Origin of the sequence: Microbacterium sp. ZKA21 (assembly GCF_050434165.1) — a bacterium.
Classification (GTDB): domain Bacteria; phylum Actinomycetota; class Actinomycetes; order Actinomycetales; family Microbacteriaceae; genus Microbacterium.
The window spans coordinates 517,695-531,565 of record NZ_JBNPVV010000002.1 but is presented as its reverse complement, the minus strand read 5'-3'; the positions used below and the strand labels follow the sequence as shown (position 1 = coordinate 531,565).

The following is a 13,871-nucleotide window of genomic DNA, read 5'->3' as shown; positions in this document are numbered from 1 at the left end:
TGCGTCAGGCCTTGCGCATGTAGGCGCGGACGGTCAGCGGTGCGAAGATCGCGACGATCACCGCGGCACCGAGCAGCGACACCCAGGCGTCGACGCCGAAGACGCCGTTGTTGACCAGGTCGCGCACGGCGGTCACGAGGTGCGACACCGGGTTGATGTTCACGAACCACTGCAGCCAGCCGGGCATCGTCTCGACGGGCACGAAGGCGTTGGAGAGGAACGTCAGCGGGAACAGGACCAGCATCGAGATGCCCTGAACGCTGGACGCGCTCCGCGCGATCACGCCGAAGAAGGCGAAGATCCAACTGATCGCCCACGAGCAGGCGATCACGAGCAGGCCTGCGGCGACGACGCCCGCGAGGCCGCCGTCCGGCCGCAGCCCCATGAGGAAGCCCATCGTGAACGTGAGCACCGTCGCGATGGCGTAGCGGACCGTGTCGGCCAGCAGCGCCCCGGACAGCGGTGCGATGCGGGCGATCGGCAGCGACCGGAAGCGGTCGAACACGCCCTTGTCCATGTCCTCGCGCAGCTGCGTGCCGGTGACGACCGACGTCGTGATGACCGTCTGCACGAGGATGCCGGGGATGATGACCGGCAGGTAGGACGCGACGTCTCCCGAGATCGCCCCGCCGAAGATGTAGGTGAACATCAGCGTGAAGATGATCGGCTGGAGCGTGACGTCGACCAGCTGCTCCGGCGTGCGGCGGATCTTGACGAGTCCGCGGTACGCCATCGTCAGAGTGTTCTGCACGGTCTGGGCGAGGCCGGTGTGATTCTTCAGGCGGCGTTCGGATGCCGGGACGATCATCGTGCGCCCCGCGGGCGCAATGGCGGTGGCGGTCATGCGGGCACCTCTTCCTTCTGTGCGGCCGCGTCCGCGGCATCCTGATCGGCGGCGTCGTGGCCGGTGATGGTGAGGAAGACCTCGTCGAGTGTGGGCTTCTGAACGCTGAGCTCTGCGACGCCGATACCGCCCTCGCGCAGGGCGATGAGCAGGTCGGCGATGCGGTCGGGATCGGCCATGGGCGCGGTGATGCGTGCGGCCTCCGGCGACAGGGTGCCCGCGACGCCCAGGATCCGCTCGATGGCGATGAGCGCATCGGCGTTGTCCGCGGCATCCGCGAGGCGCAGCTGCAGGCTCGAGCTGCCGACCGAGGCCTTGAGCTCGTCTGCCGTGCCTTCCGCGACGACCCGACCGCGGTCGATCACGGCGATGCGGTCGGCGAGCTGGTCCGCCTCGTCCAGGTACTGGGTGGTCAGCAGGACCGTGGACCCGGTGGCGACGAGCTCGCGGATCGTGTCCCACATCTGCCCGCGGGTGCGGGGGTCGAGGCCCGTGGTCGGCTCGTCGAGGAAGATCAGCGGCGGCTGCGCGATGAGGGATGCCGCGAGATCCAGGCGCCGCCGCATGCCGCCGCTGAAGCCCTTCAGCGGGCGGCGCGCCGCCTCGGACAGGCCGAAGCGCTCGAGCAGCTCGACGGTCTTGGTGCGTGCCTCTGCCCGCGACAGCCCGAGCAGTCGGGAGAAGATCATCAGGTTCTCGTTGGCTGAGAGCGTCTCGTCGACCGAGGCGAACTGCCCGGTGACGCCGATGAGCTGGCGCACGATCTGCGCCTCGCGGACGACGTCGTGGCCGAAGATGCGGCCGTTGCCGGCGTCAGGGCGCATGAGCGTTGCGAGCATGTTGATGGTCGTGGTCTTGCCGGCGCCGTTGGGCCCGAGGACTCCGTACACGGTGCCGGTCCTGACCCGGAGGTCGACGCCGTCGACCGCCCGGTTCTGCCCGAACACCTTCACGAGTCCCTCGGCCTCGACGGCCCAGTCTGCGGTGAGATCTGTCATGCCCACAGCATCCGGCCGGGCGCTTTCAGGATGCTGTCGCGGCGCTGTCACAGGGTGACAGCGGTGGGGCTGGGGGTGACAGCGGGGCGGGCAGGGCGGGACCCGGCGATGAAGGCAAGGCCTCAGTACCTCGACGAAGCCTGAAGTCAGGGGGCGTCCGGGTCGAACGGGGCATCCAGCGAGCGGGTGAGCTCCTCCAGCATCGCCTCGATCTGCGGTTCGACGTACTGCGAGATCGCCGCCTGCACCGACAGCCGATGCCGCAGCAGCATGCCGCAGATCTCGCGTCCGACCATGTTGGCGTACTCGTCGGCGAGCGTGACCTCCTGCCGCAGGGCGGCCTTCGCGTCGTCGCTCAGCGGAGGAAGCGGTGGCAGCTCGGAGGACTCCTCGTCGGCGAGACCCGCGATCGTGAAGAGGAAAGGCGCTCCCGGTACCGGGTCGGGGTCCAGCGGCATCCCCTCGAACTCGGGTGCGAGGTCCTCACTGGGCCGATAGCTGCGGGCGCGATTACGGGCGGCCTGCTGGTCGAGCTCGCGCTGGAGCGTCGGGAGATTGTGCGCGGTGTAGTCGGCGACGGCGTGGTCGACGATCGTCTTGATGCGCGTCGAGAGTCCGTGCTGCACGCCGTGCGGGACGTTGCCGCCGATGCCGACCGCGGACAGGATCGGCGAGCCGAGGCAGCGGCGGCAGGGCGCGACGCGTCCGCGGTGGGTGGCCGGCTCCCAGCGCGGCACCCAGCGCAGCCAGGCCTCGACGGCCTGGTCGACCTGCGTCTCCAGTGAGCGCTCCACGATTACAGGGTACGGCGAGTGCGGCGGGTTTCGGGTGATTCCCGCCCGCCCGGGCCCGCGAGACTTGGTTTGTGCGGTGATGCGTGGTCAGGCCAGGCAAGTGTCACCCCGCAGAACAAGTCTCGCGGGAGAGGTCGGCGCCGGGCGTCGACGGCTACTCGTCGTCGTCGCGCTCCCAGGGCCAGCGCGGATGCTGAGCACGCGTGCGGCGCAGCGCAATGCCTCCCCAGGCCGCGATCGCCGCGGCCAGCAGGACCACCAGGCTCGCACCCCGAGTGACCAGGTCGCCCGCGACGGCGAGGGCTGTCACGGGGTCGCCGGCGATGATCAGGGCACTGACCGCGACGACGACCAGATGCGCGAGGGCGGTCGTCAGCGCCGTCACCCACACCGACCGGTAGAGCGGCCTCGCGATGCGCACGGCCGCCCACTGCACGCCGGCGAAGGCTGCGACGGCGGCGGCCATCCCGATCACGCCGGGCCCCTGGCCGAGGTCGGGAACGGCGATGATGTCGGCATCCGTCGCGAAGCTCACGGCCCCGAGGCCGACGATGGCCAGCGCGAAGAAGCTGATGGTCGAGAGCGCCAGCGCCAGGACGGCCGAAACCCCCGCGGACTCGGGCCCGCGGGGGTTCGGCGTGGAGATGTTCGTGGCTTACCTCGGCAGCGTCGGGCCGGCCTCGAGCGTGCGCTCGTACTCGCGCTGCGCCTCGGCGTTCAGCTCGGACTTGCGGGCCCCGCTGCGGGCGACCCATGCGCCGAACCAGATGGTGAGCTCGCGGCCCAGCACGAAGGCGGCGATCGCGAGCGGCGAGAACAGCTGCTCGTTGACGAGTTCGACGCCCTGGGATGCCGTGATCATCCAGAACGGAGCCTCGAAGAGCTGCCCCAGGATGAAGCCGAAGTACGTGGCGACGCCGACCAGCAGGCCGAAGATCACCCAGAGGCCCCAGCGTCCACGGTTGATGATCGCGCCCAGCAGCCAGAACGACAGGAAGAAGACGACGACCGGCGTCCAGAAGCCCCACGTCGTCAGCGGGGCGAGAGCGGCATCGCCGATGTTCTCGGCGATGACGTCGCCCTCGATCGCGCCGACCGCGAGCACCACGCCGAGGTAGAGCACCGCGAACACGAGTGTCGCGAGCAGACCGATGAGGCCCGCCGTGCCGCGGTTGCCGCGGTCGCGGGGCGGCTCGGGCGCCTGGACGAAGATCGGCTGGAGGGCGGCCGGGGCTGCGGCGGCGGTGATTCCTGCTCCGGCTCCGGCTACGACGACCGGTTCGGACGGGAGGACGCGGGTCTCGGCATCCGTCGGCTCGTCGTAGACGGAAGTGACCGACGTCGGCTCTTCGGCGACGATGTTTGAGCGCTCGTTGATGGCTTCGTTCGCGGCGGCGGCCGTGGCGATCTCGGCGGCCTTGGAGTCGGCGGAGTCGGCGGATGCTTCGGCGGCGATCGTCTCGTCGCCGGCGATTCCGTCGTGGGCTGCCGGAATGTCGTCGGGCAGGCTCGAGAACGTGCCGGGGTGTGCCTTCTCCATCTCCTCGAACGCGGCGAGGTCGGGGTCGACGGCGGGCTCGGATGCTTCGGTGGCCGACTCAGCGGACTCGGATGCGTCGGTCGCGCCCGGCTCGCCGGCGTCGGATGCGGAGGCGGCGGGCTCGGATGCGTCGGGCTCGCCGGCGCCGGAATCGTTCGCAGCGGGGACGTCGGCACCGGCAGCAGCGGCCTCTTCGAGACCGGCCTTGGCGCTGTCGACGACGTCGTTCACGTCGGTCGGCTTCTCGGGCTGGGGAACCTCGGGGTCACTCATGGGGGCGCCTCTCGTCGGATATGTGCACTGCGAGGGTATCGCCGCTGGCGCGGGCGCTCCGGGAGGCGTGCCGACGTGTCGACAGGTCAGGGCGTGAGCTGGCGCAGGCTGTCGCCGACCATCTCGATCACCGCGGGACCGGCGGGGATCGCGAGCCACAGCAGCGCGCCGACGACGCCGGCGCACAGGATGCCGACGATCCAGCTCATCGCCAGATTGCGCCCTCCCACGCGTGCCATGTGCTGAGGCTACGACCGGGTGACCGAGGCGGCAGGGTGAAACGCCGTGCTGCGGGGGTCGGTCTCGAGGGTTCCGGTCGCAGTTCACGTCGTTCCGCGAGGCGACGCACAGGTTCCGGTCGCAGTTCGTGCCGTCGACGCGCGCGCGAAGCGACATGAACTGCGACGGGAAGCCGACGACGGCATCCGATAACGACAGCAAGTGCGACGGGAGCAGCCGGGTACGGCGGCCGAACGCGGGTCAGGGCACACGCACGCCGGAGAGGCTCCAGGCGGCGAAAGCAGGGCCCTCGGCCGCCAGCACCACCGACCCATCGGATGCCGCGGCCACGGTGGCATCCCCGAACAGCGCCTCGGCACCGGCCACCGAGACAGCCCCGGCGGGAAGCTCGACGTCCGCTCCCCCGCGCGTGGCGAGAACGAGCACGGACTCCTCCGCGGACTCGCGCACGAAGACGACCGACTCGTCGTCCACGTGCAGCCACCGCAGGCCGCCGGTCGCGAGCACCGGGTGGTCCCGCCTCAGCGTCACGAGCGACCGGTACAGAGCGAGCCGCGCGGCCACGGCCGGATCGCCCTCGCTCCCCCACGGCATCGGTGTTCGACTCGACTCACCATCGGCGCCGACGAGCCCGAACTCGTCGCCCGCGAAGACCACAGGAACCCCAGGCAGCGTCATCGACAATCCGACCGCGACGGGCACGGTCCCCGGAGCCGCGTTCGTGGCGAACCGCGCGGTGTCGTGCGTATCGAGCGGCTGCATGTTGCCCAGCCGCACCCGCCACGGCATCCCGGCGGTGAACCGAGTCACAGCATCCACGAAATCGCGGGCTGTGTACCGGGGGATCCCGCCCAGCGGCTGCGTGAAGAACCACGGCTCGGCGGTGACCGTGCCATCCCATTCCGCATACGGAATACCGGTCGGCTCGCTCAGCCAGCCCCACACCGGACGCGTGAACGACGGGTACGTCATCGCGCCGTGCCATCCGTCGCCCTGCAGATCGCTCGCCGCGTCGTTGGTGGATTCTCCGAGCAGGATCGCATCCGGGTTCACCCGCCGCACCGTCTCGGCGAGCAGTGCGCGCACCTCGGCGTTCAGGTCGACGGCGCCGAGGCGCCCGGTCATGTTCGCGACGTCGATGCGCCAGCCGTCGATCCCGTACGGCGGTTTCAGCCACTTCGCGACGATCGAGTCCTCGCCCGTGATGAACCGCTCGCGCAGCTCCTCGCTCGACCAGTCGAACTTCGGCAGCGAGTCATGACCCAGCCAGGACTCGTATGCGGTGTTCTCGGCATCCGTGAAGTAGTAGTACGCCTGCTCGGGCGCGCCGGGATGCCCGTACGCCGCCCGGAACCACTCGTGCCGGTCGCCGGAATGGTTGCTCGTGAGATCGCCGATCACTCGGATGCCGCGGGCATGCGCCTGCTCGATCAGCGCGATGTAGGCGGCTTCGCCGCCCAGCACCGGATCGATCCGGTCGAAGCTCGATGCGTCGTAGCGGTGATTCGACGCCGCAGGGAAGATCGGCGTCAGATAGAGCAGGTTCACCCCGAGCGAGACGAGGTGGTCGAGGTGTTCGGCGATGCCGGGAAGGTCGCCACCGTAGAACTGCCGACCGCGACCGGGCGACACCGGGTCGACAGGGTCATCCCAGGATGCCGGGATCGCCCAGTCGGGCATCTCGTGCTCGTCGGCCTGCGCCGACCGCGCGAACCGATCGGGGAACACCTGATACATCACGCTGTCGTGCAGCCACGACGGCGGCGCCGGGTGCGCGACGAGAGCGAAATCATCATCGTCGCGCGTCTCGATCCGGTGCAGACCGGTCTGGTTGAGCCATTGGATGCCGCCGTCGGCATGCAGCAGTACGAACCGGTACCCGTGCCGCGGGTTGCGCACCGTGATCGGCGCCTCCCACCAGTCCCAGCCGTCGGCCGTCCCGATGCGGACGGCATCCGTCCACTCCGGCTCGTGGTCGGGGTTGGAGCGGGTGCGCACGGCATCCAGATCCCCGAAATCGGTCGGAACCCGCAGCCGGACCCGCACCACCTCGCCGAGGACCGGCGCATCGTTCGAGACGTGCAGCGGCGAGCCGTCGTGGTGCGGCAGCAGGGTCATGGATTCTCCCGGTGGGGTCGACGGCGTGCGGGCGACTCACCCTACCCGGCCCATGTTTCCGGTTCTGCTGCACTTCTCTGAGAATGCGACAGATAGTTGCTGGCGCGAACTCGGAGATGTGTAGCAGAAGCCCCGAGGCCGAGGGCCCGGGCCGGGGCGGGGGTCAGCCCTTCGTGGCGCCGGCGGTGAGGCCGCCGACGATGTACTTCTGCAGGAAGAGGAACAGCACCATCACCGGAATCGCCGCCATCACGGCACCGGCCGAGAACGCCGACCAGTCCGCGTAGCGCGGGTTGGACACGAGCTTGGTGAGGCCGACGACGAGCGTCTGCTGCTCCGGATCGATGAGGATGACGCTGGCGATCACGTACTCGTTGACCGTGCCGATGAACGACAGCAGCCCGACGACCGCGAGGATCGGCGCCACCAGACGCAGGATGATCGTGAAGAAGATGCGCGCGTGGCCGGCGCCATCGATGCGGGCCGCCTCGTCGATCTCCATCGGGATCGTGTTGAAGAACCCGTACATCAGGTAGGTGTTCACGCCGAGCGCACCGCCCAGATAGACGAGGATCAGCCCGGTGTGCGTGTTGAGGCCGATCGCGGGGAACCAGTCCCCCAGGGTCGACATCAGCATGAAGATCGCGACCACGGCGAGCAGCTGCGGGAACATCTGCACGACGACGATCGTGACGAGCCCGACGCGGCGTCCGGCGAAGCGCATGCGCGAGAAGGCATACGCGGCGCACGCGCCGATGAAGACCGTGACCAGTCCGGTCACGACCGCGATGATCAGCGTGTTCAGGAACCACTGCGGGTACGGGTTCTGCGGATCGGTCAGGATCCGCACATAGCTGTCGATCCCGATCGCCGAGAACAGCCGGTTCGACCCGGTGAGGGTTCCGTTCGGGTTCAGGGATGCCGAGAGCACGTACAGCAGCGGGAACAGCGCGAAGATGCTGACCACGATGGCGACGAGGTGGCGCCATCCGGTGTCGGCGAACCAACCGCCGAAGCTCCGGCGGCGACGCGAGGCGATGTCGGTGCTCATCTCAGTTCAACTCCTCGAGTGCCTTGGTCTTGCGGAAGCTGACGATCGAGATCGTCGCCACCACGATGAAGATCAGGATGGTGAAGGCCGAGGCGAGACCGTAGTCGCGCGTCTGGCCGGTGAAGGCCACCTTGTAGACCATCGAGATCAGGATGTCGGTGTGTCCGACCGGGATCGACACGTCGCTGAAGCGCGGGCCGCCGCCGGTGAGCATGTAGATCAGGTTGAAGTTGTTGAAGTTGAACGCGAACGACGAGATCAGCAGCGGAGCGACCGTCACGAGAAGCAGCGGCAGCTTGATGCGGCGGAAGATCTGCCACGGGTTCGCGCCGTCCATGACGGCGGCCTCGTTGACGTCCTCGGGGATGCCCTGAAGCGCCCCCATGCACACCAGGAACATGTAAGGGAAGCCGAGCCACAGGTTCACCAGCAGCACGGACACCTTCGCGAGGGTCGGATCCGTCAGCCACGGGATCTCGGCGCCGCCGAGCAGCACCTGGTTGATGAAGCCGAAGCTCTCGTTCATCATGCCCGCCCACACCAGGGCCGACAGGAACGCGGGGAACGCGTACGGCAGGATCATGATGATCCGGTAGCCGTTGCGGAACCGCATCCGGGTGTTGTTGAACACCAGCGCGAGCAGCAGCCCGAGGAAGAACGTCGTCGCGACCGAGATCAGCGCGAACGCGAACGTCCAGATGGTGACCGAGATGAGCGGTCCGCGGATCGAGGCATCCGTGACGGCGCGGACGAAGTTGTCGAAGCCGACCGTGATCTGCCAACCGGGCAGCAGCTCGGTGCCGTCCTCGGCGGTGAAGGCACCGGTGCCGATGTCGGAGTACACCTCGCCGGTCTGCGTGTCGATGATGGCGTCCGCGGCCTCGTCGTACTCGAGCGTCGAGACGTAGAGGTAACCGCTCTGCCCATCCGGCGTGCGCAGGGCACCGTCGTTGGGATCATCGCTGAAGGGGACGGAGAGCTTCTCGATCTGCTCGGAGCGCGACAGCACGTCGGCGAAGGCCAGCGTGGTCCAGCCGTCGGTCGCGACCGCCTTGTCGCCCTCCATGGTCGCGTCGACGTCCTGCAGAGGCTGCTCGTTCGTGCCGACCGAGGCGTCACCCGATTCGGGGTCCGTGACGAGCAGGCCGAGCGTGCCGAGCTGCTCGACGACCGTGACCGGATACGTCGGCGAGTCCTCGACGCGCTCCTGGGCGGAGGCGAGCAGCGACGAGATCGCCTGATCCTTGTTGCCGTTGTGCCCGGTGCCGTAATTCGTGAACCCGATGTATCCGGTGTACAGCAGCGTGAACACCTGGAACACGATCAGGAAGATGATGCCGGGTGTGAGGTACTTCGCCGGAATCCGCTTGCGGGAGAAGTAGATGTAGTTGACCAGCACCGTGACAGCGACGACGATGCCCAGCACCAGCCACTCCTGGTGCGTGAACAGTACGAAGACGGCGTACAGCGCGACGGCGTCCACGATCGCGAGCAGCAGGATCTTCAGCAGCATCCATCCGGTGCGGCCGGAGGCGGCCTCGGCGATCTGCGCCGCCTGGCGCTGGCGTTTTGTCGGCGGCGTTGCGGCCTCGTCGACCTCGACGGTGTCAGTCATGTCTTCCCCGTGGTGAAGCCGTCGGGGCGGACGCCTGGTCCGCCCCGACGGGGGTTGCACTTCGTTACTTGATGGCGGCGGTGACGTCGTCGACGAGCTTCTGCCACGTCGCGGTCGGGTCCTCGCCGTTGATGATGGCCGCCTCGGCGACGCCCCAGTACTCCCACACCGAGCCCATGGCCGGGATGGCGGGCATCGGCACGGCATCCTGGCCGACGGCCTGGAATCCGGCGATGATCGGGTCGGATGCCGCGGCATCCGCTGCTGCCGTCAGAGCCGGCAGGATGTTGCCGGTCTTGAACAGCTCGAGCTGGACGTCCTCGGTGCCGATGTAGTTCACCAGGAAGTCGTTCGCGGCGACCTTGTTCTTGGACTCGGAGCTGACGAAGAAGCCCTTCACGCCGGCGAACGGCGAGGCGACCTCGGCGGTCGGGCTCGGGACGGAGTCGATCGCGACGTTGATGCCGGCATCGGTGGCCGCACCGACGTTCCACGGGCCGGTCAGCCAGAAGGCGGCCGTGCCGTCGAGGAACTGCTGCTTGGCGATCTCACCGTCGATGTCGGTGTTGAAGTTGCCGGCGGCGCCCTGCGCGCCGAGCCACGAGGCGAATGCGAAGCCGCCCTCGCTGCCGAGCTGCAGGTCGGTCGCGTCGTAGCTGCCGGACTCGTCGGTGCCGAACACCGGAGCGCCGAACGCGGTCTGGAACGGGTACAGGTGGTACGGGTTGCCCTCAGCACCCTGCTCGACGACGAAGGGGTGCTCCAGGCCGGCGGCCTGACCCTTCGCGAGCATGTCGTCCCAGCTGGTCGCGGCCTCGGGGACGAGATCGGCGTTGCGCAGGACCGCGATGTTCTCGACCGCGTACGGGAGCATGTAGACGGTGCCGTCGTAGGTGGAGGCCTGGAGGGCGACCGGGAGGTAGTCCTCTGCGGTGTCGCCGAGTTCGAGAGGCGCGACCACGCCGTTGGTGGACAGCTCGCCCAGCCAGTCGTGCGCACCCATGGTGATGTCCGGGCCCTTGCCGGTCGGAACCTGCTGGATGAAGTCGTCCTTGATGGTGTCGACGTCCTTGGAGACGATCTCGACCTTGACGCCGGTCTTCTCCTCGTACGCCTCGGCCGCTCCGGCCAGGGCATCGACGCGCTCGGCATCCACCCACACCGTCAGCGACCCGGTGCTCTCTTCGCCGGAGCCCTCTTCCGGGGTGCCGGCGGTCGAGCAACCGGCCAGTGTCAGCGTGGAAAACATGGCGATGACGCCGGCGGCGACGATGCCCCTCTTGTTCACCTTCATTGGTGTGTGCCTCTCTGAGTGCTGATGGCCTGCAGGACTGCAAGCGCTTACAGTATGCAACGAGATCACCTGCTTTTGCAACGACGGATGGCGAGAGAACCGCCTGGGACCGTACCCAGTCGCGTGTTCTCGGGCTGGAAGCGTTTTCAAGAGTTCGTCGGATCGACAGGCTCGCTACACTTCCTGTATGGCTGACAGCTCTTTTGACATCGTCTCCAAGGTCGACCACCAGGAGGCCGAGAACGCCCTGAACCAGGCCCGCAAGGAGGTCGAGCAGCGCTACGACTTCAAGGGCACCGACGCCTCGATCGCGTGGAGCGGCGAGCAGATCCTCATCAAGGCCAACTCCGAAGAGCGCGCGAAGGCCGTGCTGGACGTCTTCCAGTCCAAGCTCATCAAGCGCGGCATCTCGCTGAAGAGCCTCGACGCGGGCGAGCCGTTCGCGAGCGGCAAGGAGTACCGCATCGTGTCGTCCCTGAAGGACGGCATCTCCTCCGAGAACGCGAAGAAGATCAGCAAGATCATCCGCGACGAGGGCCCGAAGGGCGTGAAGAGCCAGATCCAGGGCGACGAGCTGCGCGTGCAGTCCAAGAGCCGCGACGACCTGCAGTCCGTGATCGCGCTGCTCAAGGGGTCGGACCTCGAGGTCGACCTGCAGTTCATCAACTACCGGTAGGGGTAGCCTCTGACCTGGGATTTCTTCGGAGCGGTCCGCAGAGAGTCCGCCAGAAGAGGGAAGTTCAGTCGACTCCGCGAGTTATCTGTACTACGTCGCCCACATCGGTTGACTGGTAGTCAACGGTCGATACCTCGTATTTTGCACCGCAAGTGAAGCACTCCCCCGCATCGGCGATCTCGATCTCCCCGCAGTCTCGGCAGCAGAAAGCGACCGTCCCGCAGAAGTCGCAGTATCCCCACTCAACATCCGCGCCGCCGGCCGGCTGCTTACTGCTCGTCCACGCGATGGTGCCGCCGTAGCAATTCTCATTCGGGCAGTCGGGAAGGATCTCATCCCAGTCGTCGGGGATTCCCCCTCCAAGATCTTCTCGAAGCACTACTGCTGGATGACGAGCGCTGGATGCACGCGTACGCGCTCCCGCTGAGACACCGTTGTAGATGTAGAACGCCCCCTTATCGACGGCGAGATCATGCAACTTTCCTATGAAGGCATCGACGTCGCCGACATCAATGTTGCGGCCGTACTTCTTGCACTCGATCGCGATCGATATGGGCATGCCATGGAGCATCCCCTCGATCAACACATCAACCTGGCGTTCGACCTCGGAGTTGATCCCCATCAACCGTGCATCGTGCGTGACGCGGCTCGTACCTACGTCGAGCCGCGCGACCATGTTGGCGACGTCCTTCTCGAAGACTCTCCATTCCGGATCGGAGGAGGAGATGTTCAGAGGCGAGTCGGTCGTTACCTCAGAGGGCATTCGATCTCCTATCGAGGGTCACCAGCGATTGCGAAACCGCAGACATGAACGCAGATGTAGCGGCGCGCGTCTTGTCCTCAGCGGATGGCCACAGGTGGGAGTAAACGTTGAGCGTGATCGACGGCTGCGAGTGGCCGAGCGCGCGTTGGACCGTGACGACGTCGCAGCCCGACGCGATCAGGTTGGACGCGAATGTGTGGCGCAGCGTATGTAGCGTGACGTCGTCGCCGAGCTTCACCGCTTCGCGGATCCGTCGCCACTCGTCGGCCGCGTTGTTGCGGTGCCACAATCGCCCCAGAGGCGTCCGGAACATCTGCGCACCAGGTGCGGATATCCCCTCGGTCGCGACATGCGATGACATCGCCGCCGTGAGCTCACCGGGGACGAAGATCGTTCGCTCACTGCCGTACTTCGGAGGAACGAGGGTCGCGGCCTTGTTCGTCGACCCCTGCACCTGGCGGTTGACGCTGATCGTGCGAGCGAGGAAGTTCACGTCGCCGAGTTGCAACCCCGCCGCCTCACCGAGCCGCAACCCGGCGAACACGCACACCTCGACGAACGCGCGGAAGTCTCCGGACGCCTCGAGCACAGCGTGCACCTGCTCCGCCGTGAGTATCTTCATCGACGCTTCGGTGCGCCGGACTCGTGGCGCCTTCGCGCCAGCCGCGGGACTCGAGGAGATCACCTTGTCGAGCACCGCAGCGCGGAATGCCATCTGGACGTAGTTCAGACGCGTGCGGATCGTCGAGGCGGCGAGGCCGCGCTTCGACTCCGCCGAGATCCACAATTGGACGTGGGACGGCTTCACTCCCCCGATCGGATCTTCAGCCCAGGAGACGCTCTCAACGGCCGTACGTGCCGCATCGGTCGTCCCGGTAGCCCATGACTGCCGGGCTATCCAATCCGCCGCCCATGATGACCACCGAACAGAACCCGCTTTCGGGTCGACATACTGGCCGGTAACCACGGATGCCGCGACCTCATCGAGCCACCGCTGCGCGTCCCGCTTCAGCTTGAAGTGACGCGCATGTTCCTTACCGGCGTCATCGCGGTATCGTGCACGCCAGACCCCATCAGGCCTCTGCTTGATGCTCGCCATCGGCAGATTCCGGTCCCTTCGGCCACCAGGGCGGTGTCCACTTGCGATTTTCCTCGAATGCTGGCTGGCCTAGATCGCCGTACGCCGGACGCAGTCTTTCGTCGAGGCGCACATCGACTTGAAGCCACCACGGGTGCGACACGTCGCGAAACTGGCGCCACGTCTTCTCCTGATACTCCGCATTGCCGCTGTCATATCGTCCCGGACCTACACCCGCCGCCCACATCCACGCGCTGACGGCCTCGACTTCACGCCCCACACCTGCCGGCTTGAACCGATCATCGGGCCGGTCCGTGAACGGCAACAGCAGCGACAGCGGCGAGACGTCGAGTGCGTACGCCAACGCCATCAGGTCGTCAACATCGACGCGTCGGTCACCCGACTCAAGCCGTCCAATACTCGCAGTCGGCATCGGGCGGCCGATAGCAGCGAGCGTAGCCGAGAGATGCTCCTGCGTCATCTCGCGCTCACGGCGAATGAGACGGACTCGCTCGCCGACGCGTCGACCGATCTCGCCGATGTCGTTTCCACGCATGCGCCCGCTAGCTCCCATGCAAAGAGACTAG

Annotated in this window: 14 protein-coding genes; 1 reads left to right on the top strand and 13 read right to left on the bottom strand. The window is 67.3% G+C overall.

Features of this window, described 5'->3' with window-relative positions; genetic code table 11:
- Positions 1 to 4: 4 nt before the first annotated feature.
- The 10 genes from M2317_RS06720 to M2317_RS06675 form a co-directional block, all read right to left on the bottom strand.
- Positions 5 to 844, bottom strand: a complete 840-nt coding sequence (locus M2317_RS06720; RefSeq protein ID WP_429458538.1) for an ABC transporter permease — start codon at positions 842 to 844, stop codon at positions 5 to 7.
- Positions 841 to 1,842 carry an ATP-binding cassette domain-containing protein gene (locus tag M2317_RS06715; protein ID WP_429458536.1) on the bottom strand — a complete coding sequence of 334 codons (1,002 nt, stop codon included), beginning with the start codon at positions 1,840 to 1,842 and terminating at the stop codon, positions 841 to 843. Before M2317_RS06715 ends, M2317_RS06720 begins: the two co-directional genes overlap by 4 nt.
- Positions 1,843 to 1,988: 146 nt before the next feature.
- Positions 1,989 to 2,636, bottom strand: coding sequence for a spermidine/putrescine ABC transporter substrate-binding protein (locus M2317_RS06710; protein WP_429458534.1), 648 nt, complete (start codon positions 2,634 to 2,636; stop codon positions 1,989 to 1,991).
- A 154-nt stretch (positions 2,637 to 2,790) separates the two neighbouring features.
- Positions 2,791 to 3,171 (bottom strand): hypothetical protein, encoded by a 381-nt coding sequence (locus tag M2317_RS06705; RefSeq protein WP_429458532.1) that lies wholly within the window; start codon positions 3,169 to 3,171, stop codon positions 2,791 to 2,793.
- Positions 3,172 to 3,291: 120 nt separating this feature from the next.
- The gene (locus tag M2317_RS06700) at positions 3,292 to 4,449 is read right to left on the bottom strand and encodes an ABC transporter (RefSeq protein WP_429458530.1); all 1,158 of its coding nucleotides are present in this window, start codon (positions 4,447 to 4,449) and stop codon (positions 3,292 to 3,294) included.
- A gap of 86 nt (positions 4,450 to 4,535) precedes the next feature.
- On the bottom strand, positions 4,536 to 4,688 hold the full coding sequence (locus M2317_RS06695; protein ID WP_429458528.1) for a hypothetical protein: 153 nt from the start codon (positions 4,686 to 4,688) through the stop codon (positions 4,536 to 4,538).
- Between the two features lie 241 nt (positions 4,689 to 4,929).
- Positions 4,930 to 6,807: a glycoside hydrolase family 13 protein gene (locus M2317_RS06690; RefSeq protein WP_429458526.1), complete on the bottom strand. Its 1,878-nt coding sequence runs from the start codon at positions 6,805 to 6,807 to the stop codon at positions 4,930 to 4,932.
- Positions 6,808 to 6,970: 163 nt separating this feature from the next.
- On the bottom strand, positions 6,971 to 7,858 hold the full coding sequence (locus tag M2317_RS06685; protein WP_429458524.1) for a sugar ABC transporter permease: 888 nt from the start codon (positions 7,856 to 7,858) through the stop codon (positions 6,971 to 6,973).
- Between the two features lies 1 nt (position 7,859).
- Entirely contained in the window at positions 7,860 to 9,473 is a 1,614-nt protein-coding gene (locus tag M2317_RS06680; RefSeq protein ID WP_429458522.1) for an ABC transporter permease subunit, read from the bottom strand.
- A gap of 64 nt (positions 9,474 to 9,537) precedes the next feature.
- On the bottom strand, positions 9,538 to 10,767 hold the full coding sequence (locus tag M2317_RS06675; RefSeq protein ID WP_429458521.1) for a sugar ABC transporter substrate-binding protein: 1,230 nt from the start codon (positions 10,765 to 10,767) through the stop codon (positions 9,538 to 9,540).
- Between the two features lie 187 nt (positions 10,768 to 10,954).
- Between M2317_RS06675 and M2317_RS06670 the strand changes: the two genes are divergently transcribed.
- Entirely contained in the window at positions 10,955 to 11,443 is a 489-nt protein-coding gene (locus tag M2317_RS06670) for a YajQ family cyclic di-GMP-binding protein (RefSeq protein ID WP_376177065.1), read from the top strand.
- 64 nt (positions 11,444 to 11,507) lie between these two features.
- On the opposite strand, the gene M2317_RS06665 is transcribed toward M2317_RS06670, so the two are convergent.
- From M2317_RS06665 to M2317_RS06655, 3 genes are all read right to left on the bottom strand, one after another.
- Positions 11,508 to 12,206 carry a restriction endonuclease gene (locus M2317_RS06665; RefSeq protein WP_429458520.1) on the bottom strand — a complete coding sequence of 233 codons (699 nt, stop codon included), beginning with the start codon at positions 12,204 to 12,206 and terminating at the stop codon, positions 11,508 to 11,510.
- On the bottom strand, positions 12,196 to 13,014 hold the full coding sequence (locus tag M2317_RS06660; RefSeq protein WP_429458519.1) for a tyrosine-type recombinase/integrase: 819 nt from the start codon (positions 13,012 to 13,014) through the stop codon (positions 12,196 to 12,198). Before M2317_RS06660 ends, M2317_RS06665 begins: the two co-directional genes overlap by 11 nt.
- A 265-nt stretch (positions 13,015 to 13,279) precedes the next feature.
- Positions 13,280 to 13,840 (bottom strand): helix-turn-helix domain-containing protein, encoded by a 561-nt coding sequence (locus tag M2317_RS06655; RefSeq protein WP_429458517.1) that lies wholly within the window; start codon positions 13,838 to 13,840, stop codon positions 13,280 to 13,282.
- Positions 13,841 to 13,871: the final 31 nt, after the last annotated feature.

Excerpts from the sequence above, each read along its gene's own strand:
- M2317_RS06680 (WP_429458522.1), bottom strand. The coding sequence starts at position 9,473 with ATGACTGACACCGTCGAGGTCGACGAGGCCGCAACGCCGCCGACAAAA.
- M2317_RS06685 (WP_429458524.1), bottom strand. The coding sequence starts at position 7,858 with ATGAGCACCGACATCGCCTCGCGTCGCCGCCGGAGCTTCGGCGGTTGG.
- M2317_RS06670 (WP_376177065.1), top strand. The coding sequence starts at position 10,955 with ATGGCTGACAGCTCTTTTGACATCGTCTCCAAGGTCGACCACCAGGAG.
- M2317_RS06675 (WP_429458521.1), bottom strand. The coding sequence starts at position 10,767 with ATGAAGGTGAACAAGAGGGGCATCGTCGCCGCCGGCGTCATCGCCATG.
- M2317_RS06665 (WP_429458520.1), bottom strand. The coding sequence starts at position 12,206 with ATGCCCTCTGAGGTAACGACCGACTCGCCTCTGAACATCTCCTCCTCC.
- M2317_RS06695 (WP_429458528.1), bottom strand. The coding sequence starts at position 4,688 with ATGGCACGCGTGGGAGGGCGCAATCTGGCGATGAGCTGGATCGTCGGC.
- M2317_RS06720 (WP_429458538.1), bottom strand. The coding sequence starts at position 844 with ATGACCGCCACCGCCATTGCGCCCGCGGGGCGCACGATGATCGTCCCG.
- M2317_RS06655 (WP_429458517.1), bottom strand. The coding sequence starts at position 13,840 with ATGCGTGGAAACGACATCGGCGAGATCGGTCGACGCGTCGGCGAGCGA.
- M2317_RS06700 (WP_429458530.1), bottom strand. The coding sequence starts at position 4,449 with ATGAGTGACCCCGAGGTTCCCCAGCCCGAGAAGCCGACCGACGTGAAC.
- M2317_RS06690 (WP_429458526.1), bottom strand. The coding sequence starts at position 6,807 with ATGACCCTGCTGCCGCACCACGACGGCTCGCCGCTGCACGTCTCGAAC.
- M2317_RS06715 (WP_429458536.1), bottom strand. The coding sequence starts at position 1,842 with ATGACAGATCTCACCGCAGACTGGGCCGTCGAGGCCGAGGGACTCGTG.